The organism is Paenibacillus thalictri, from assembly GCF_004307995.1.
Taxonomy (GTDB): domain Bacteria; phylum Bacillota; class Bacilli; order Paenibacillales; family NBRC-103111; genus Paenibacillus_AF; species Paenibacillus_AF thalictri.
Genome location: NZ_SIRE01000004.1, coordinates 409,749 through 429,856 on the forward strand (window position 1 = coordinate 409,749; position 20,108 = coordinate 429,856).

At 50.7% G+C, this 20,108-nt stretch carries 11 protein-coding genes; all 11 read right to left on the minus strand.

What is annotated here, in order from left to right; genetic code table 11:
- Positions 1 to 28: 28 nt before the first annotated feature.
- The gene (locus EYB31_RS06280) at positions 29 to 1,321 is read right to left on the minus strand and encodes an FAD-dependent oxidoreductase (RefSeq protein WP_131012425.1); all 1,293 of its coding nucleotides are present in this window, start codon (positions 1,319 to 1,321) and stop codon (positions 29 to 31) included.
- Positions 1,322 to 1,339: 18 nt separating this feature from the next.
- On the minus strand, positions 1,340 to 2,185 hold the full coding sequence (locus tag EYB31_RS06285; protein WP_131012426.1) for a carbohydrate ABC transporter permease: 846 nt from the start codon (positions 2,183 to 2,185) through the stop codon (positions 1,340 to 1,342).
- Between the two features lie 75 nt (positions 2,186 to 2,260).
- Complete coding sequence (locus EYB31_RS06290; protein ID WP_131012427.1) at positions 2,261 to 3,154, minus strand: carbohydrate ABC transporter permease; 894 nt, start codon at positions 3,152 to 3,154, stop codon at positions 2,261 to 2,263.
- Positions 3,155 to 3,209: 55 nt separating this feature from the next.
- Positions 3,210 to 4,565 carry an ABC transporter substrate-binding protein gene (locus EYB31_RS06295; RefSeq protein WP_131012428.1) on the minus strand — a complete coding sequence of 452 codons (1,356 nt, stop codon included), beginning with the start codon at positions 4,563 to 4,565 and terminating at the stop codon, positions 3,210 to 3,212.
- 159 nt (positions 4,566 to 4,724) lie between these two features.
- On the minus strand, positions 4,725 to 6,344 hold the full coding sequence (locus EYB31_RS06300; protein WP_131012429.1) for a response regulator: 1,620 nt from the start codon (positions 6,342 to 6,344) through the stop codon (positions 4,725 to 4,727).
- On the minus strand, positions 6,337 to 8,136 hold the full coding sequence (locus EYB31_RS06305) for a sensor histidine kinase (protein WP_131012430.1): 1,800 nt from the start codon (positions 8,134 to 8,136) through the stop codon (positions 6,337 to 6,339). The genes EYB31_RS06300 and EYB31_RS06305 overlap by 8 nt, the downstream gene beginning before the upstream one ends.
- Positions 8,137 to 8,227: 91 nt before the next feature.
- Positions 8,228 to 9,619, minus strand: coding sequence for an MATE family efflux transporter (locus tag EYB31_RS06310; protein WP_131012431.1), 1,392 nt, complete (start codon positions 9,617 to 9,619; stop codon positions 8,228 to 8,230).
- Positions 9,620 to 9,667: 48 nt separating this feature from the next.
- The gene (locus EYB31_RS06315) at positions 9,668 to 10,885 is read right to left on the minus strand and encodes an MFS transporter (protein WP_206105437.1); all 1,218 of its coding nucleotides are present in this window, start codon (positions 10,883 to 10,885) and stop codon (positions 9,668 to 9,670) included.
- A gap of 128 nt (positions 10,886 to 11,013) precedes the next feature.
- On the minus strand, positions 11,014 to 11,781 hold the full coding sequence (locus EYB31_RS06320; RefSeq protein WP_131012432.1) for an LppM family (lipo)protein: 768 nt from the start codon (positions 11,779 to 11,781) through the stop codon (positions 11,014 to 11,016).
- 77 nt (positions 11,782 to 11,858) lie between these two features.
- Positions 11,859 to 12,761 (minus strand): C39 family peptidase, encoded by a 903-nt coding sequence (locus tag EYB31_RS06325; protein ID WP_165452254.1) that lies wholly within the window; start codon positions 12,759 to 12,761, stop codon positions 11,859 to 11,861.
- A gap of 289 nt (positions 12,762 to 13,050) precedes the next feature.
- A complete protein-coding gene (locus EYB31_RS06330) occupies positions 13,051 to 20,103 on the minus strand; it encodes an S-layer homology domain-containing protein (protein WP_131012434.1) in 7,053 nt (2,350 codons plus the stop codon).
- Positions 20,104 to 20,108 lie beyond the last annotated feature (5 nt).

Genomic DNA, 20,108 nt, shown 5'->3' on the forward strand with positions numbered 1-20,108 from the left:
TATTTAATAGAAGACTATGAAACCGAACTTACAACTCATATCCTTGTTTCCCCATATAATCGGAAACCGCGCCGCCTTCTACTTCACTTAACGTACAGCCCGACTTCGCGGCAATTGCCGCTGCGAACCCGATCGCTTCACCCATCGGGACCGCATTTCCCGTCACCCGGTAAGAGGCATGCGCCCAGAAATCCCCGCTTACGCACCGGCCCGCCAAGCCGAGATTGTCGATGTCCTCCGAGACAAGGCTGCGATAAGGGATTTGATACGGCCGGGAAATCACATTTTCGTTGCTGTAGCCTATTTTATCTTGCGATTGCAAAGCATGAATGTCGACATTAAAGCGCACAAGGCATATGCCGTCTTCAAATTTGCGGCCTTGGCGCAAGTCTTCGGCGCACAACCTGTATAGTCCCTTCACCCGGCGTCCTTCCCGAATCCCTATATGCGCGGAGGTAGAGACCAGCCGTACTTCTTCCCAATCGGGCACTTTCCTTAACAGCTTAACGGCATCATAGATCTCCTTACGCCCGTTAATCGACGCCTCGGTGATATCCTCCGTAGAATCGCATTTCACCCCGTATTCATGATTCATCATGATAAAACAGAAGTCCGGATGAGGAAGCCGGAAAATACATGGAGACTGATAGCTGGGCTCAATGCCCGCCCCATTCAGAAATCGGCGAAACTCTTGATGTTCGCTCGTCAAGCTCGTATTGCGCTGCGATTGGGGCACCCCGCTGATGATCGCCAGCATGGAAGCCGGCTGGGTTTTTCCCGTTGCCGGATGTCCGACTTCAAAAGCGCACCCCGCCCTTGCCGCCACATCCGCGCTGCCGGTCGTATCAATAAATACCTTTGCGCGCAGCGCTCGCCTGCCGCTATGCCCTTCGGTAATAACGGCGTCGATCTGACGGCCGCTCCTGATGACTTCCACCACCCGGGTATGCAGCTGGATATCAACACCCGCCCCCTGGCACATCTGCTCCAGCAGCAGCTTCATGGTTTCCGAATCGTACGTAAACTCGGCCTTGTATCCGGTCGGCAGGTATGCTTGCTCTTGTTCCAACCGGCCAATCAGCTCCTGGAAAATCCCCTCCTTGCCGCCGCCGTCCAGAACAATGGACAAATTGCCGGATGTCCATATGCCGCCTAGGCAGCCCGCAAGTTCAATCAGCAGCGTTCGGGCCCCATTGCGGGCAGAACTGAGCGCCGCTGCAATCCCCGCCGGTCCGCCACCGCATACGATGACATCATATTCGGCAAATACAGCCAGTTTTCTTTCGCACTCAGTGACCCATGTTTCCGTGGAAACGTTCATGACATTCACCCTTTCGATCTACCCTTTTAGGCCGGAGCTGGCGATTCCTTCAATGATCCATTTTTGACAAATCAGATAAACGACAAGCATAGGAATCAGCGCACAGAAAGCGGCCGTGGAAACCAAACTGTAGTTCGTCCCGAATTCATCCGTATAATTCGTAATGCCTAACGGAATAGTGTACAGACTTTTGTCATGCAGAAAGATAAGCGGGCTTTCGAATTCATTCCAATGCCATATAAAATTCAAGATGATGACGGTTACAAAAGCCGGCTTTACCAGCGGTGTAAAGACCCGCAGCCAGATGTACAGATGACCCGCACCGTCCAGCTTGGCTGCTTCCAAGTATTCGCCGGGCACCGTACGGTAAAACTGCCTCATCAAAAAGGTGCTCACCACATTCGTGAGGCCAGGTAAAATAATCGCCCAATGCGTATTCACGAGATGCAGCCAATCAAACAAGATGTACCGGGGAATTAATAAAATTTGGTTAGGAATCATTAATGTCGCCAAGTACACCAGGAACAAAAACTCTTTGCCTCTGAATTCAATTTTGGCAAAGGCATACCCCGCCAGCGAACTGGTTGCCAACGTCCCGATGACGGTAATGGAAGTCAGCTTCAACGAGTTTAAGTAATACAGATAAAACGGATATTTGCCCGTCCAGACTTCCCGATAGTTGTCCCAAGTGAACCGCGAGGGAATCCACTCCATCGGATACTTGAACACATCGATCGGCAGCTTAAAGGACGTGGACAGCATCCATAGGAAAGGAAGTATCATGATGATGCTGAAGGCAATCATGACAGCCGTATTCAATCCTTTGAGGCCCGACTGTCTTGCATGTGTCCACGCTTTAGCCATACGAATCTTCACCGCCTAAAATTGATGTCGAAATGGAATTTCGCATCGGCTCCATCACTTGACTTAGAGCGCTCCCTATTCGTTTGTCCATTGTCTTTGCCGTCTCCATTGTATGAGAGTGATCAATAACAAGATGATAAATACGACCCATGCCATGGCGGACGCATAACCAAACTTATAATAATTAAAAGCCGTGATGTAAATATAATAAGCCAGCATGGAGGTGCTGCCCGCCGGGCCGCCTTGCGTCAGCATAAAGATCGTCCCGAATACTTGGAAAGTGGTAATCATTAAAGTAACGACGATAAAAAATGTAGTTGGCCGCAGCATGGGAAGCGTAATATGCCAAAACTGCTTCCAAGCGTTTGCCCCATCGACCTCGGAGGCTTCATACAAATCGTTGGGAATACCTTGCAATCCCGCCAGGTATAGGACCATCGTGTAACCGATAAGCCCCCATGCGCCGATTAAAATCACCGCCGGCAGCGCCCAGGTACTGCTCGAGATCCACCCGGGAGGATCGGAGATGCCAATCCCTTTGAGGAATGAATTGATGATTCCGTCCGAAGGACGGTATAACATCCCCCACACAACGGAAACGGCAACTATGCTCGAAACGTACGGCATAAACACCATCATGCGGATGATGCTCTTCAAATAAACGCCCCGGTTCAAGATCAACGCGGTTGGCAGGGCAATGACCAGAATCAACGGAACGGTTACGGCCACATAAATGGCATTGTTTCGCAGCGACTTCACAAACCATTCGTCATGCCATAAATTCAGGTAATTGTCCAGGCCCGTCCACTTCAGAGCTTTCATTCCCCCCAGAAAACTCCATTCAGTGAAGCTGAGTATAACCGAAAATGCGATAGGAAGTAGCGTCAAAGCGATAAGCCCCACCATATTCGGCATAATAAACAAGTAACCGGTCAACTCTTCTTTATGCTTGCGTAACCATGTTTGCATGTGTTCCTCCTTCGCAACAAGCGGGCCGATCCGTAAGAAAGACCGGTATCAGGGTTCATTTACGAGCCGCTTTGATGAGCTCATCCGCCCGCTTCTTCAAGTTCGCAAGAGTAATGTCCATGCTCTGGTTATTTAAGATGAATTTTTCCGTCTCTTCCTTAAGCAGTGTTCCCAGCTCCGGCCTTGCCGTATTATTCTTCGGAAATGTAAAGCGATAATCTCCCGAATAATACGCTTTCAACGACGGCAGATCAAACAGTTCTTTGTTTTTTCCGGCCGTTGCCTCAACAACCGTGTTTACATCGAACTTCTTCCAGCTTGGGACCCGGCCGAAAGGCACCATCGGCTCATAGCCGTCGGTGGAGTACCACTTGATAAATTCCCACGCTTCTTGTTTATGCTGCGAATTGGTGCTGATCGCCAAAAAATCCTGCATGCCGAAACCGTTATATCCAGGCTGGCCTTGCGTCATATGTGGGGTCGGAAGTACAGCGGTTACAAAATTGTGGGGATACTTCTCCAAATCCTTGACGCTGCGAATCAGAAACGCTCCCCAGATCATAGCCGCTTTGCCCTTGAGGAATTCCTGATCGGGAGCGGGCTTGGATGCGACTACATCGCCGTATGGCATGATCGATTTATCTATTTTCTCCATGCGTTCCTGCAGCGCAAAAATTTGTTTCCAGATCGGATCGTCAAAAGCGGATGTGCCGTCCGCATGATACAAAAAGTCGGCTCCCTGCTGACTTAATGCCAACGTGTTGCCAAAGCTGGCCTTTGCATAATCAAACAAAAAACCGTAGCGCTTATTTGCCCCTTCGCCTTTGGTAAGCTTCTTAGCGAGGTTGGCGACGTCCTCCCAGGTCCAGTCCACCGGCGGCAGCGGTTCACCAATCTCGTCTAACGCAGTTTTATTGATCAGTATGCCATCAATCGCTTTCTGAGCAGGCACATAATAAATTTTCCCGTTAATAACCTCGGTATTACCTTTGCCGAACAATTCATCGAGATTAAAAGCGTCTTTGGCCAAAAACGGATCCAACGGTTCAACCACACCGGCCTCAATTCGCTTGTTTCTCAGATTGGGGTCGTAACCGATGAAGATATCGACGTCTTTGCCCGAATATAAAGCGGTATCCAGCTTCGTATTGCCCGCGGAATCGTTCACAAACCGAACGTATTCCGCCTGTACATCGGGGTGAGCTTTATTCCAATTTTCCACGGCTTTGGCGGGACCGTTCTCTTCCGGCGTTCCTCCCCAAATTTTCAGTTTGACGGGTTCCTTGCCGCCGGTTGCGGAGCTGCGGTTTGCTTCCTTGCCTTGACCGCTGCCGCCGCTGCATCCCGTGGCGGCTAACAGCACACTAAGACACAACAACGCGACAGACCCCATCTTTTGTCTCGCTTTCAATCCATATCAACCTCCTTGAGTAATTGCTACTTCAGTATAACGGCGGTTGAAAGCGGTTGAAATGAAGGATACCGCCAACATTCTGTAACATTCTTGGAATCCGCGATTGCGTGCAATGACATAACATACTTTCTCGTATGATTATTAACCGAATCTGGATTATTTTTTGGTGAACTGATTCCGGTAATCTAGAGGATTCATGCCTATATACCTTTTGAATTGTCTGGAGAAGTAATTCGAGTCGGCAAAACCTACCCTTTCGGCGATTTCGTAAGTTCGCAGATCGGAATTGCGCAGCAGCTGTTCGGCTTGCTCCAAGCGGTACTTCGTCAAATAATCGATCAGATTTTCGCCGGTTTCTTTTTTATAAAGGTGGCTGAGGTAAGATTCGGACAGCCCAATCGAAGCTGCAATATCCGAAACTGTGATTTTTTGGCGATAATTGCGATTTATATAAGCTTGTGCTTCTCTTATTTCCGAGCGCATCGTCTTACCTGCTTGCTCCTTGTAGAAATCGATGTAAAATCCGATCCAACCGAGAAACCACATCTGCATCTCCGCCAAAGTGTCGATATTTCGAATGGCTTCGCTTGGGTGATATCCCTGAAATTCCGGAAGGTCGATCAGAGATAACCCTACCCGCTTCAACTGCCTGGAAAAAGGCAGCATCAAATCGTCAAAAAACACTCTTACTCTCCGTACTTCAACCGTTTGGTTCAGGCTGCGCTCCATAATGCCGCGCACGATCCGCTGCAGCGATTCCTTGTCTTCCAACAGCAATTGATGTTCGATATGTTTAACTTCTTCTTCGGTTAAAGAAATAACTTGATCCGGATCGGTCGCCGCCTCATCGCTTGTTACAATGGCCGGCTCGGAAAAATAAAACGTGTACTCCAAAGCAAGAATGGCCAGACGATAAATTTCGGCAAACGCCGGAGGAATCGCCAAACGATGGGCAATGCCGATAGAAACGGAAAACTTCAAGTATTGGCCGACCGAAACTCGGATCCGATCCGCAATGACTCGCGACTGCGACTCCCATACTGCAAGCTCGGCGCAATTGAAGAGCAGTACAACAATCCCCTGATCATCAACAACAACATCGCCGCCTCCTTCCGTCCGTAATATCTCCAAAGCTATGTTGGATACGGCGAAGGTGGTCAAATCCTTATTTGCGAGTGACTTCGGATGATGTTCCTTGTCCAACCCGCGAATGCGAATCGCCATCAAACCGATGCTGTCCCGCAGCGGAATAACCCAATCTTTCACAGCGGCAGCCCACTGCTCCGGTGTATGCAGCTTTCCTTCCAAGGCGTCAACGATCATCTTTCGCCTCATCACCTGCGAACTGACATGAATCATCTGCGATTTTTGCGCTTCCGATTGTTCGGCTTCCTTTCGTTTAAGCAGGTTGTCCCGCACGCGGGTCAACAGGGTTTGCAGCTCTTGCGGCTGCATGGAAAGCTTCAGAATATAATCGACGGCACCCAGCTTCAAGGCTTGTTGGACATATTCAAAATCGTGATGCACGCTCAGGATGATTACCTGAATTTGCGGGTACGTTTCCCGCAATTGTTTCATCAATTCGATGCCGTTCATGACCGGCATCTGAATATCGGTCAGGACAACATCCGGCACGTACTGGCCGATTAACTCCAAGGCCTGCAAGCCGTTCGCCGCTTCCCCGATCAGTTCATATCCCAGCGCCGACCATGGGATCATGGATTTGATACCTACACGAACGATCATCTCGTCTTCGACAATCAAAGCCTTAAGCATGTTCCAACGTCGCTCCTTTCATAGGCAATCGAATCGTTACCGTCGTGCCCTCATCCAGCTGACTTGCAATGCGCAGGCCATATTCAGGCCCGTAATGCCACTGAATCCGGTCATGAACATTTTTCAGTCCGATGCCCGAAATTTGGGATTCGCCAGGCTGGTCCGGCCGATCAAACTGCAGCATTTTCATGCGTTCGGGGGTTATCCCTGCCCCGTTGTCTTCTACCGACAGCAGGAAGTCGTTTCCTTCCGCACGCCCGCGCAGTCGGATTTCTCCCTGAGCCGCCCCGTCCTTGAACCCGTGCCGGATACTGTTCTCCACAATAGGCTGCAGCGTCAGCTTCGGTACAAGCAGCTCTTTAGACATTTCAGGCAGTTCTAACCGCAGCGTATAGTTATTGTTAAACCTCATATTTTGCAAATCCATATAAAGCTGCAGATGCTCAAGTTCCTCACGAACCGTTACCAGATCTTCCTGATGCTGAAACGTAATCTCGAGCAATCTCCCCAATCTGGACACCATCTCTGCGACATGGGATGCGCCGCTCATGTAGGCCGTCCACTTTATAGTATTTAATGTGTTAAATAAGAAGTGGGGATTAATCTGCGCTTGCTGCGCCTGAAACAGGGCAGCTTCTTTCTTTTTCCGCTCCTCTTTATTCCTTTCGATGCTTTCCCCCAGCCGCCGCACCATCTGATTAAACTGCTGGGTTAGAAATTTCACTTCGAAGGGGCCAGATAACCGAACGCGGATATCCAGATTGCCGCTGTCCAGCGCTTGAATTGAATGCGTAAGCCGGCTAAGCGGCTTAGTAATCAGCAGCGAGAACAACGAAATCAGCACAATAAACAAAGCTGCAAAAAGTCCGGCGATCAGGAACAGGTTGGATTGCGCTTTCGCCAGCCGCTCCCGCAATACGCTCTGATCATAATACATCGTCAGCTTCCAGTTGAAATTAGGCAGCTTATAACCCATGAAATACCCTGGCTGGCCTTTGAACTGCACTTCCGTTTCCCTGCGATCCTGAGAGGCTTGCAGCAGTTCGCTCGGAAGCTGCTGCCCAATCATGGAGCGATCATTGGAAATAAAAACCGTGCCATTTTCCGCGAGTACATAATAAAGATTGCCGAAATCCTGCTGAATTTCCTGCGCGCTCAGGAAAGCGGAAGTACGCAATTGAAACAGCAATATGAGCTGATGATCGTTTACGGAACCAAACTTCAGCATTCGCGCCATTGAGAGATAGGATTCATGTTTCTCGGCAAAATCCGCATTACGCGGGGAGGCAAACCAATAAACGTAACCGTTTGCTTCGACGGTATTCCGATACCAGTCCAGATCCTGAATTTGTGCGATTGATTTGGAATCGGTTAACGATGCTGTGCTGTAAATAATCCCCCTGGTATCGATTAATGTAATTTCGCCTTCTCCGGGAAGGATATAATTTTTGACATCCGTCAGCTTGGATACGACTTCCTGAATCAATTGATTGCGAATGTACGCATCGTTTTTCCAATTATCGTATTGCCCGGTAATTTCGTTAATCCGCTTGTCCAATCCGATTAAATTCGAGGCGGACAACATTTGGTCGATCATCTTTTCGATACTGTTGCTTTTTGTTTCCAGCGTCTGGACATGTGTCTGAAACACTTCTTCTTTTAAAGCATTTTGCGTGGACAGGTTATAAACGATCAAGAGGATAGCCAGTGGCACCAGCACAAACAAAATCAGCAGCTGGAGAATACGCGACAGGATCGTTTGAGTGGAGCGATGCAATTTCTGTGAATACATGAGGATATACACCTCCGAAACCGAACAGAATCGTCGTCAGTATAGCAAAAAGAGCCGCCCTAAAGCGACCCTTATTTTTGATGCAACGCCATCATTCCCCAGCCGCCGGTTCGATCAGCCGGTGCTTATACCACTTCTCGCCGCGGAAGCGCCATAAGAAGATGGCCCCGCGCACGCCCCATTCGCTTTGCATCGCCACCCATACGCCGATGACTCCGAAACCTAACACGATGCCGAAAATATAACCAAACACCACCCTGAACAGCCACATCGACAACATCGCTGTAATGGAGGTGAATTTGGAATCGCCCGCCGCTCTGAGTGCTGAAGGCAGCAGGAAGCTGATCGGCCAAAACACCACCTGGACCACCGAATTAATCAGAATGATGACATAAATATTGTGCACAATATCGGCCGGTGGATGGAACAAACCGACAATCGGCTGAAATAAAGGAACCATGATCAGCGCCATCAGCACAAAAGAAGCGGAAGACAACCACAGAAACGATCTTGTAAATTTCCGGGCATCCCGGATGTTCCGCCGCCCTATACATTGGCCCACAACCGTTACCGTACAAATCGACAACGCCATAGAGGGAATTTGAAACACGACGGCAAGCGATGAACTGATCGCATTGGTTGCTATGGCATGAGTGCCAAGCCCCACTATAAACACCTGGGTCAAAATTTTCCCGCCGTTAAAAAACATCTGCTCCGCCGCTAACGGCAGCCCGATATACAATATCTTTTTGAGCATGGACAACTTTATATGAATCATTTCTTTGATCTGGATACGCAAACTGGTGTCCAGGCGCATCAAATAATAAATCGCGCAGGCCGCGCCTAAATATCTGGCTATGTTCGCCGCAATGACCATACCCAGCACACCCATATCCAAAACCTTGATAAAAACGATATTTAATAGAACATAAGAGAGGTTCATAATAAGCGACAGCGTCATGGACACCCTTGTTCTGCCGATCCCTCTGAGCGAACCGTTGACGGATTCGATGATTGCAATAGCCAGATAAGACATGCCGCTTCCGATCAAATACAGCCGGGCATGCTCGAACACATCCGCTTCCGCCGTCCCGAACAACGCATTGAGAACCGGACTGAAGCCTAAAATCACAACCAGAGCGATGCAGATCGCAAGCAAGGAAACAGAGGAAACCGTGCTTGCCGCGGCTTTCGACACCATCGGGGCGTTGCCGCTCCCCTTGTATTGGGCGACCACAACCGTTCCCCCGGTCGAAATCGCGACAAATACGCCAATCAGAAACATGTTGACCGAGTCGATCATATTGACTGCGCTGACTGCCGCCACACCCGAGGAGCTAATCATCGCCGTATTCATCATGTTAAGGCAAGCCATAAAAGCCTGATCGATGAGCACGGGCAAAAATAGCGAAAGGACTTGCCGGTAATCGATCGATTCACCGGAAAAATGGGTTTCCAAAAATGCGTGCAGTCTGGCCTTCATATGAGATGGAATCACATTCGTCACATTCTTTTTGTTATATTTGAACTGCTAATCTGTCTTAAATGTACGCAATCTGCGAAGCGATGGGAATAAGTACATCCAGAGGCCGGCAACCGCTATCGTGCCGATGCCTCCGATCAGCGTGGCGGGTACAGCCCCGAAGAATCCGGCCAATGTCCCCGATTCGAATTCTCCCAGCTGATTGGACGTGCCGACAAAAAGCGAATTCACGGCGCTTACCCTGCCCCGCATCTCGTTAGGCGTGTTTAATTGGACAAGCGTAGAGCGAATAACCACGCTGATGACGTCCGATGCGCCAAGCACAAACAAAGCAAACAGCGATAACATCAAACTGGTCGACAGCGCAAACAAAATCGTCGCCGCTCCAAATATGCCCAAAGCGCCGAACAAAATCGGCCCCAGCGCCCGCTTCAGCGTATAATGTGCGAGCACCAGCGACATCAAGAGCGCCCCGACAGCCGGAGCCGAACGCAGCAGCCCCAAGCCCCACGGGCCCGTATGTAAGATGTCTTTCGTAAAGATAGGCAGCAGAGCCGTTGCTCCGCCCAACAAAACCGCAAACAAATCCAGCGAAATCGTGCCCAATATGACCTTATTGCGGAACACAAACACCAATCCCGAAAAAACCGAGTTCATCGCCAGCGGTTCTATTTTCCGTTCGACACGCTCCATGCGGATCAAGAAGACAAGCACACCCGCGCACAACAACGCGACGGCCGACGTCGCGTAAACATAGGTGGCCCCAAGCGAAAAAAGCAAGCCCCCCAACGACGGTCCGAGAATTTGCGCGGTTTGACCGGCCGAGGCGGACCATGCGGATGCTTGCGGTAATAATGATTTGGGCACGAGCTCCGGCACAAGCGCGGACATCGTTGGTCCCTCAAAAGCGCGGCAGGCTCCGATGACGGCGGCGGCCAGCAATATTTGTTCACGGCCGAGCCAACCGGCATGACTGCCGAAGACAAGCAGCACAGCGACGATTCCTTCGAATAGCTGGCATATAGCCACGACTTTTCGGCGGTCAAAGCGGTCTGCTACCTGGCCGACAACCAAAGTAAGCAGCAGCATCGGTACAAACTGGGCTAGTCCCACAAGGCCTAAGCTGAAGGCATCTTCGGTCAATGCATACATCTGCCACGCAATTGCAACAGACAGCATCTGAAAGGATGTCGTCGATAAAATCCGCGCCGCCCATGATTTGGCGAACGCCGGCTGCCGAATAACGGATTCACTAGATTGCGACAAAATACAGTTCACGACCTTTCAGTAGGCATGCCTCTTTTTTACAAAATCTACGCATTTCCTAGTTTAGCATAGATGGAAGCGTTTGTGCCCTACAAAAAAGCCGAAAATGAACAGTACCTGACGGTCGGTCAATCCAGATGATTCGGGTTCTGCTCCTCCAGGGGCAGCGCTTCTTGATAACGAAGCGGCCTTTTTCTTTTTCTTAACATGGCAAACGCGATCATGAGGAGCACAACGACAAAAATAACCACTATAATGATGACGTTGGTTACATTGAATACTTTGGCTTTTAAGATGATTTCGTTTTTCGATCCGGGTACCAGATCCCACTGGTAGGTCTTCTGATCTCCCAGCAGCCGGGTGGCGTTCTGTTCCTCTGCCGCTATCGGCAGCGTTAACGTGAACTTCAGGTCAATTTGGCTGAGCAGCGCTTTTTGAATACCCATCGCATCGTTTGTATCCGGCTTCATACTGCCGAGGTCCATAACGCCTTTGTAGCTGTAGGTGTTGTACAGCAATCCCTTCTGAACGTCGACTTTCATACTGTTATCGCCCTTCGCGAAGCTGGCGTTAATATCGTTCATCGGGCCTACCGATGTAAGCTCGTTTACGTTGTTCTGATGTTTTTTGGCGATGACCCCCACATATTCGCCTTCCCGGTATTGAGTGACAGTAAACCCTTGCTTTTCAAAACCTTGCTTGATCTGTTGAATCGGTTCCTGCGCATCTTTGCCGGCTGACATCAAACCGGCGAGCGCCCCGTTCATGCCCAGCTTGTATTCGAGGTCAGCTGAACTGTCCGCGTTCACCGTGACGTGAAAGTCACCTTTTACACAGCCGCTGAGCAAACACAGCAGGACCACTGCGATGAATCCCATCAATAATTTCTTTTTCACCGAGCATCCCCCCAAATTTTAGATAATGATCAAAATAATTGTAATTATATATGAGAAGGTTGAATTTGAATATATAGTTAGGGAGTATACGTTACGGCCTGCTTGCCCAGCTGTTCCCAGCTGTCGATAAAAGCTTGCTTCTCTGCTTGCTCCGCCTGTTTCCCCGTAAGCGGATTGTTGACGTACACGTAATCATCGTCGTACCCTACTAACAGAACGGCGTGTTCTTCAAAGGTGGCGTTGATCGTCCCGCCCGCTTGAGTGTGCCACTGCTGCCAATCATCCACAGGCTCAAAACTTGAGGTGGTCCAAAGGATAACCGGGCGATCCGACAAAATCTGCTTTTCAACTTCTTGAAAATCGCTCCCTGACAAATCGAGAGCATGTCCATGATCTATCCGGTTCAGCAGGTCTTTAATCGGCGTATGATAAACGCCGTAACCCATCTCTACGCCCGTAATATCTCCGACAAATCCAATGTCAGGGTCCCCCCATTCCACGACGGAACCGTCCGAATCGGTGCGGAGCGGCGTTTCGTCCTTGTCCAGCATGCGAATGAGCTCTTGTCTGTCGTAAGGAAGCTGCAAGTAGCTCGACAGCATAGCCAAACTCGTAATCTCGCAGCCATTCTCATATTCGGGATATTGGGACATAGCCGGAACGTCGATAATATGTTTCACTGCGATCGGGTTAGCCGGAACTCCTCCATCAACCGGAGAACGAGTGGCTGCAGCGGCAAGATCTTGCGATTGCGGTTCGCCTGATCCGGCAGGTTCAGCCTCCACCGGCTGCTTCAGCTCCCGTGGCATCTGTGTGCGGCCGTCCTGTGCTATCTGTGTGCGGCCGGTTTCGGCGATTTCTTGTGGCGCATTCGCTTCCTCATGCCAAACAATGGGCGTACCTCTCTTTGCCGTATCGGAACATGCCGTGCTGAACAGAATTAAGGCAACTATGGCTATTAATTGCAGCTTTTTCATCATTCTCCCTGCCATGACTTCGGATTTAATATCATCTTATTTTTCTCAAGTCTAGCAGAAGTCCGTTTATTGCATCAATATCCATTTCTCGCACTTCTTCTACACCACCGCTAACCATTTCTCAATTGTTACGCGGCTCGCTATTCCCCCCTCCTAAATTTACCTGCAAAAAAAGACCTGCAATCTGCGGCTCCAATAAAGGAACAAGCAGATTACAGGCCTTGAACAATCACTTCGCCTTTGGATACATTTTGCAGATCAGGCCAAGGTATGCAGTTTTTTGCACCAAAATTTACGGTTTCATCGTTTTAACGATCACGGATACCGCTTCGGCGCGTGTCGCATTGGCTTTCGGCTTAAACGTACCGTCCGGATAGCCGTCAACGACATGACTTGCAGCTGCCGACCCAACTGCGGCTTTCGCCCAATCGGAGATAGCGGAGCTATCCGTATATGCATTAGTTCCTGTTGTGGAAGGCAGCTTCGCCGCCCGCACCGTCATCGCCGCCATTTGCTCGCGGGTGATGCGATCATCCGGGCCGAAGGAGCTATCGCTATAACCGGAGATAATTTCGTATGCCGCCGCGGTTTCAATGTATTTGCGCGCCCAATGGCTTTGCGTATCGGCAAATACGGTGCCGCTCTTCTCCTGCAGCTTGAACGCTTTGACCAGAATCGCCGCAAATTCCGCACGGGTGATAGTCCGGTCCGGTCCGAAGCTGTTGTCGGGATATCCTTCAATTGCCCCGGCCTTAATCAGCTCGCGGATGTTTTGTTCCGCCCAGTGGCCGGCAATATCCGATAAATTCAGCTCAGCGGAAGGCGTTGCCGGAGTGGTGCCCGACACTTGCTTCTCCACGGTCAATACGGCAAATTTGCCGAAATGGTCGACCGTTCCAGTCACCACCGCTTGTGCCGTATCCACGCTGGAATCTGCCAACGCATTCCACTTCATCGCGGTTTCATCAAACCAATAGACCGCAACATCCGACTTAGCCGGATTGATTTTGGACAGATCCGCCGGGAGACTTACGGTTACCTTTTGCGTGAAAACGTCTGTTTGATCTTTGTTGATGTCAAACACTTCACTGATGAATGAACCTGGGGCATACTTTGTCAGGTCATCAAAGCCCGTCACTTTGGCTACAGTAATTCGAATGTCATTTTTGCTGGCTCCCGCCGGGATCACGATCTTCACGCCCTGATCTGTGACCGTACCGCCGTTAACGCCGCTGACCAGCGTACCGCTAATAGCCGAGGCGCCGCTGTTGGAGCTGGAATTGCTGGAAGTGTAGACTACCTGCGTATAACTTACAAATTGGGTAAAATGCTTCGTCCAGATGACCAGGTCGGAACCAACCTCGATCATCGCTTCTCCGCCGTCAACGATCTCCCGATCCGCCGCTTCTTGCGTGTCTTGACTAACCCGGTCCTTGATTGGCGTAAACACTCTGTTCTTCACAAATCCGGCCGCTTTGCCCGCCTGGTTCGGAACGAGCAGCCTAACCGCTTTATCGAAGGTCAGCGTCATATCGGGAACCCCGACTTCAATGACAGCGGCAACTACGCCGCTGCTCACAGCAACGCTGCTATTGGGCTGAACTGCCGGCAATTTGATCACGCCGTCCCAGTTCGCAGGAGCCGTTACTTTCACGCCGCTTGGGATGTTCATGCCAATATTGCCAAGGCTCGTTGCAGCCTTCACTTCTACTAGAGGCAGTGTCGCCTGCTTGCTGTCGCCCTCTGTTACCGGAACAACCTGCATGCTCGCATTTACGACGCCTTCCGGAACATTGAGGCTAACCGGCGCAGTAGTAAGCTGAACCGGAGTGCCGGTTACCGTCTGAGCGGCAGCTCGCGTCATTTGCAGCCTGTAGATTTTGTAATCGCCCTGCACCTGCACTTTAATCGTAATCGTATTAACACCTTCAGCCAGAACGATTTGTTTACTGCTGGCGGCTTCGCCGTTAATTTCAATCACTGCCTGAGCATTGTCTGGTACTGCAGTTACAGTAGTGCTGGCCACCCCGTTACCGACGCTGAGGCTATAATCTGTGGTGGCCGGCGAAAAGCTAAAGCCAATTCCATCCACCTTCAAATCTTTCAGTTTTGTGCTGTTGCCTGCCGCTCCCGAAAGCTCGCGTGTATCTCTGACACGGATGCGCGTTCCGTCCGCAAACTTTCCAAGCAAACCAACCGCTTCATAAATGTCTCCTGCAGCCAGAACTGGCACAGGCACGTTCGTTTCATTAATCACGTAACCGTCCGTAAATACGAGAACGGCGCCGCTGCCGTCATCGATAACGTAAGAATTATCGTCATATTGGGACAACACTTGTCCTTTTACCTTAACCAACAAGCCTTGATTGGCATCCAGGCCTGCCTCTCCGGTGGAGATCGCTTTCGGCTGTACTGGGGCCGATTGGCCCAGTTTAACGACATCGGTATCGAAGGTGTTGTATTCGAGCTCAAGATTGTTCTCGAATGTTTTGATATGCCCGTACACACGCGCTTTGTCGCCAAGCTCCAGCGATTTTTCCGGAACTTCCTTAAATGCCATAATCCCCCCGGTCGCATCCTGCAAATAGAACGCATCGAAGAAATTGCCTGCCGGCGTTGTCACCGTGCCTTCTACGACCGCATCGGCGCCTTCCGGAAGCTTGCGGGCATCAGCAATCGTCGATACAACCGTTCCTCTGCCGGCCAGCCAGTTAAACACGTTAATGGCAAATTCATCGTTGCCGGAATTGACATCATCAAGCTGCTGATCGTTGAGCAGGTTCATGCCGGCGACAAACAGCTTGCCGGAGCCAATCTTTTCCGTCGCAATCGCCGGAATTACCGAACCGCCGGTAGTGTCGTTCACATTATCGTATACGTAGCTGCCGCCTTTAATATTGCTTTGGAATGTCGTTTCGTTACCTTTGGCGATGAGGGTCACCGTCGAGCTGTCGGTTAACGGCTGATGGCCGACCTTCTCCAAACTAGAGCCGCTGTAATATTCCAATTCGGAAATACGGTCGGTCAAATAATTCGCAACCAACTCCGGATGCAGCCTGATCGCAAAATTGTATTTTTTCGTATCGGAGAAGAAATTGCCTTCTTTGGATTCGTCAAAAATACCGTCATTGGCAATTTGAATCGTAGATCCCATCGCAACAAGCAGGTCGTTATTGATGGTGGGATCAACGTTGAAATTGCTTTTGCCCGTCAAATACAACGAACCTCCGCCATTAACGTATTCGGCCACCGCCGTATTCTCCGCAGAGGTCAAATCGGATGCCGGGTGAGTAACTATCAACACCTTCACACCCTGCAAAACCGCGGCGCTAAGCGGCTGCTTGTTCTCAACGACCGTATAACCTTCCCGCTGCAGCGCGCTCGTAAGCAATTTGAAATTGTCCTTGTAAGTCGCATTGACACCGTCGGTCGTGGTGTTTTCATTGCCGTGCGAAGCATCAATCATAATCGTCATGTTCAGCTTCGCCTTAACAACCACCGCTTCTTCAAAGCGATTATCCGCCGGGTTATCTCCGTTTATCGGATTCAGTACGGCAATCAGTGTATGGTTCCCGGTAACCGGATTGTTCCAAATGACGCTGGCGGTGCCGACGGTTTTGGAGTTCAGCTTATCAATCGTTCCTGCGCCGATCAGATGAGCTTCATCCACCGCATCATAATAAAAATTCACTTTCAGGTTACTTTGCGCCGTAGTGCCCATGTTGCTGACCCCGGCTTGCAAGCTGGCTGGCGTTCCGCTTACCATGGAGCCGCCGACAATGTCCAAACCGTTCACCTTGACATCGACTTCCGTATCCATCGTCCAGATCGGCGCGGAATACATTCTCTCTCCGTCCATTTGAGTCACGCGAACGATAAACCATTGGGAGCCGCCCGTAACGGTATAGCTCGGATTCCATGTAAAATCTTTCGTCATTGGAGCAGCGGAAGCAACGACGTTCCCTCCGTTGGTCACCAGCTCCACCTTGGCCACCCGGTCGTCGGACTTATAGTTCGCAGGCAGGTAGCTGTAATCCGCCATGGAACTTGATTCAGCCAGCGAATCGGAGCCTTTGACGGAAAATTGAAGTGTCTTCGAATCTACGGTCGATCCCATGTATTGACCGTTAGCCAGCACGTCCAAAGTAAAGTTCGGATCTTCGGTCATGTATACGCGATGTTTCTTCATCGAATCGAGCAAAGAGGCCTGGGACAGATCGCTGGCGACAATGACGGTCCGCTTGTTCGTTTGTCCCCAAGTGCCTTCGTGATTGTCTTCCCCGAATGTCGGAGCCACATGCCACCCCAGATCCAACGCGGTAAAATATTTTTTCTCCGCATTCACATAACCGTAATGGCCCGATCCGTTCCCTACTTCAAACATCGTAAACAGCTTGTCGACATTTTTATCGTACGGTTTGAAATTGTTAAACGCATTGGCCGACATATCCGGGTGGTTGAACTGCGCCGCCACATTATCATAGGTCAGCACCCAGGAATAATAGCTGTTCAGGTCTTGATACAGCCCGCCTTCCATTTTACGGTCAATAAAGTTGTCCGTACCAAATACGTTCGAATGGCCCCATGTCGTTGCCGTCATTTCAAAAGCCGGAAACACGGTAAACTGGCTGTTCGTATATTGGGCCGCGAGCTGCTTCGTCAACTGCCAATCGGCTCCGCCGGTACGCTCCGGTTTACCGTCATGCTGTACCGTATCTTGGCCGATTTGTCCCGCATCGATGTCGTGGGAGTGGTCGGAAAAAGCAAACCAGTCATAATGATGCGCCTTCGCCGCCTTCAATGCGTCCTCCGGCGTGCCTGCGGCATCATGGGAAATATTCGTATGGTTGTGTGTCGTGCCTCTGTAATGGTTGCCGCCGGTAAACGGCTGCACCACTTCAAAAGTCCACGAGCCCGAGCTTGGATTGCCTTTCATATCACCGGCCGTTACGGATACCGTATGAATGCCAAGCGCCAAGTCGGCAGGCGGCGTAAACTCCACCTTTTTATCTGTTTTGGAAATAAACGCAGAGATCGTATTATCGTCGAGCTTCACTACGATCGAGTCTTGGTTAACACCGCTTGGGTCGTTCAGATCAAAAGAGATCGTCGGGCGATACGATTCCACCCGGGCGTCTTGAGCCGGAACCGTGTTCAAAATGGCCGGTCCTGTCGTGTCCTCAACCAAGCTAACCGAATAAGGAGCTGCGGCTGATCCGGCTGTTCTAACTGCCGAACCGACAAGCGGCGCCGCTTCGATATAATATTCGAATCCGCTTACCGGCACTTGTGCGGCGGAAAGCGTTGCAATGTAATTGCCTTGGTCACCGCTCATGGACAGCGGTACATAGGAGTTTGCTCCGATCGCCCGGTAGTACACTGCAGCGGATTTTGCGCCGCTGATCGTTGCATTAAAAACCACGTCCGTATTAAAATACGCGCTGGTCATCGGTTCATGCTGAATGTCCAATGCCTGAACGATGTCGGCCGAGCTTCTGGGGAATATTTGATAAAACTGATCGTACGGAGACGAGGTGTCATTTTGCCCGACAATACCGGTCACCGTATACGAATTTCCGATAATCAGCTCATCCTGCGCTTTGATGCCTGTCGTGTTGACAACACGAACGGTGATGCTTTTGCTTGTGCTATTCGTCTCCGTAAACGTGACGTTATAGGCGGTAGTGCCCGATGCCGCCACACTGCCTACCCGGCCCGTCACGACGGCCAATTTGCCTTCTAACGGCTCGGCGCTGGCGAAGCTGCTAAGCTCGGTGACGCTTGTCTCTACCGGGGCCGGTATAGGAGCTGTCCCCTTTTGGGCCATGGACACCGGTCTCAGCTCCGTTAACCCGCCGTAGAAGTCAAGTGTCCCTGTCACCTCAATCTCATCGCCGGGGGCCATAGTGAAGCTCGGCGCTTTACCGTAAAGATTGATACCGCCGCTTTCATCTTGGATAAAATAGCTGTTTGAACCTACAATGTTGTTGGCAACTGTGGCGATCCCTTTCACGGTGACCGTCTGGCCCGTGCCGATCAGATATCCGTCCTGATCCACTGCTTTTACCGCAGCAATCGGGAGAGTCGATGAAGTGTCCAGCTTATCTGCACCCAGCGGTGCGCTCTCCAGGCTGCGTCCGTTAGCGCCGTACGTTTTTTGGGTCACGTAAATTTTGCTAGGCGGATTGCTGATTTTAAAAGAAAATGCCTTGCTGGCGTTCGACATCACGTATGTGCTGTTCGATACGGTATCGGTCAAAGGAACCGTAGCTCCCGCATCGGAATACACATACACCGGGGAGTTCGGCGCACTTGCCGTACCCACGATAGTCCCTGTGCTTGTCCCGTTCGCAAACAACGCCGCACCTCTCACGAGCGGGGCAGGCACTGCCGGATCGATTTTGACGGCCTTACTTGACAGCTTGCCGGTTACGGTAGCCGTAACATAAATCGATCTGCCACCGGTTACGGTGGCGCTAAACGATCCGTCCGCCGCCACATTCGCGGATACGTCGGCTGCTCCACCGGTTGAGCTGGAGTAATAAATGTCTACCCGCGCTCCAGGCGAAACGGAGTAAACCGCACCGGTTACTGACCCGTTACTCAGCAGTTGGATACTGCTGCCGACAGGATCGGCCGTCTCCGGACTTGTACTGCTGTCTGCAGGTGTTGTTGCGATGATCGAGCTGTTCCGCGGAATTGGCGCCAGCAGTTCGAAATCGTTCTTATTCGCATCTGTGTCCAATCCGCTGCCTTTGGTCGAATTGCCTGACGTTCCGTCCTTAGCTTTTCGCACCGCAGCTGTCGTAGCGCTTAAATCGCCGGTAGGCTGGCCTTCAGATTCGCTTGCGGCCGTACCGAAGCCGACAAAGTCAACGACACTGGCATCGGATTTGCCGGAAATAGCCGTTATTTTGCTTTTAACCAAAGCAACTTTTCCCGCTCCGGCCGCCATATTAATGGTCCCTGTATCATCGGGGGAATCAAGTGCCGTGGTCCCCCCGCTTCCTGCCGCTTCTTGAATCAAATAATATCCGTGAGGTTTGATTTTGTTTTTCAAAGGGGTAGCCGACCAGCTTGTCCCGGCGGATGATGCATATTGAACCGACCATCCCGACAAATCGATCTCGTTGTTTGTTGGATTATACAGTTCAATAAAATCGTTTTTGTAGGTCGACCCTGAATTGCCGCCGCCCCCGAACACCTGGCTGATAACCACTTCGTCATCCGTCGTTTTTGCACTTACCTTTACCGCAGCCCCAAACGGCATGAGTATGCCGCAGAGCAGCGAAGCGACAAGAACTTGACTGACCCATTTCTTGTTACTTTTTAACCACTGATTCACTTTTT

Excerpts from the sequence above, each read along its gene's own strand:
- EYB31_RS06290 (WP_131012427.1), bottom strand. The coding sequence starts at position 3,154 with ATGCAAACATGGTTACGCAAGCATAAAGAAGAGTTGACCGGTTACTTG.
- EYB31_RS06285 (WP_131012426.1), bottom strand. The coding sequence starts at position 2,185 with ATGGCTAAAGCGTGGACACATGCAAGACAGTCGGGCCTCAAAGGATTG.
- EYB31_RS06325 (WP_165452254.1), bottom strand. The coding sequence starts at position 12,761 with ATGATGAAAAAGCTGCAATTAATAGCCATAGTTGCCTTAATTCTGTTC.
- EYB31_RS06305 (WP_131012430.1), bottom strand. The coding sequence starts at position 8,136 with ATGTATTCACAGAAATTGCATCGCTCCACTCAAACGATCCTGTCGCGT.
- EYB31_RS06300 (WP_131012429.1), bottom strand. The coding sequence starts at position 6,344 with ATGCTTAAGGCTTTGATTGTCGAAGACGAGATGATCGTTCGTGTAGGT.
- EYB31_RS06310 (WP_131012431.1), bottom strand. The coding sequence starts at position 9,619 with ATGAAGGCCAGACTGCACGCATTTTTGGAAACCCATTTTTCCGGTGAA.
- EYB31_RS06280 (WP_131012425.1), bottom strand. The coding sequence starts at position 1,321 with ATGAACGTTTCCACGGAAACATGGGTCACTGAGTGCGAAAGAAAACTG.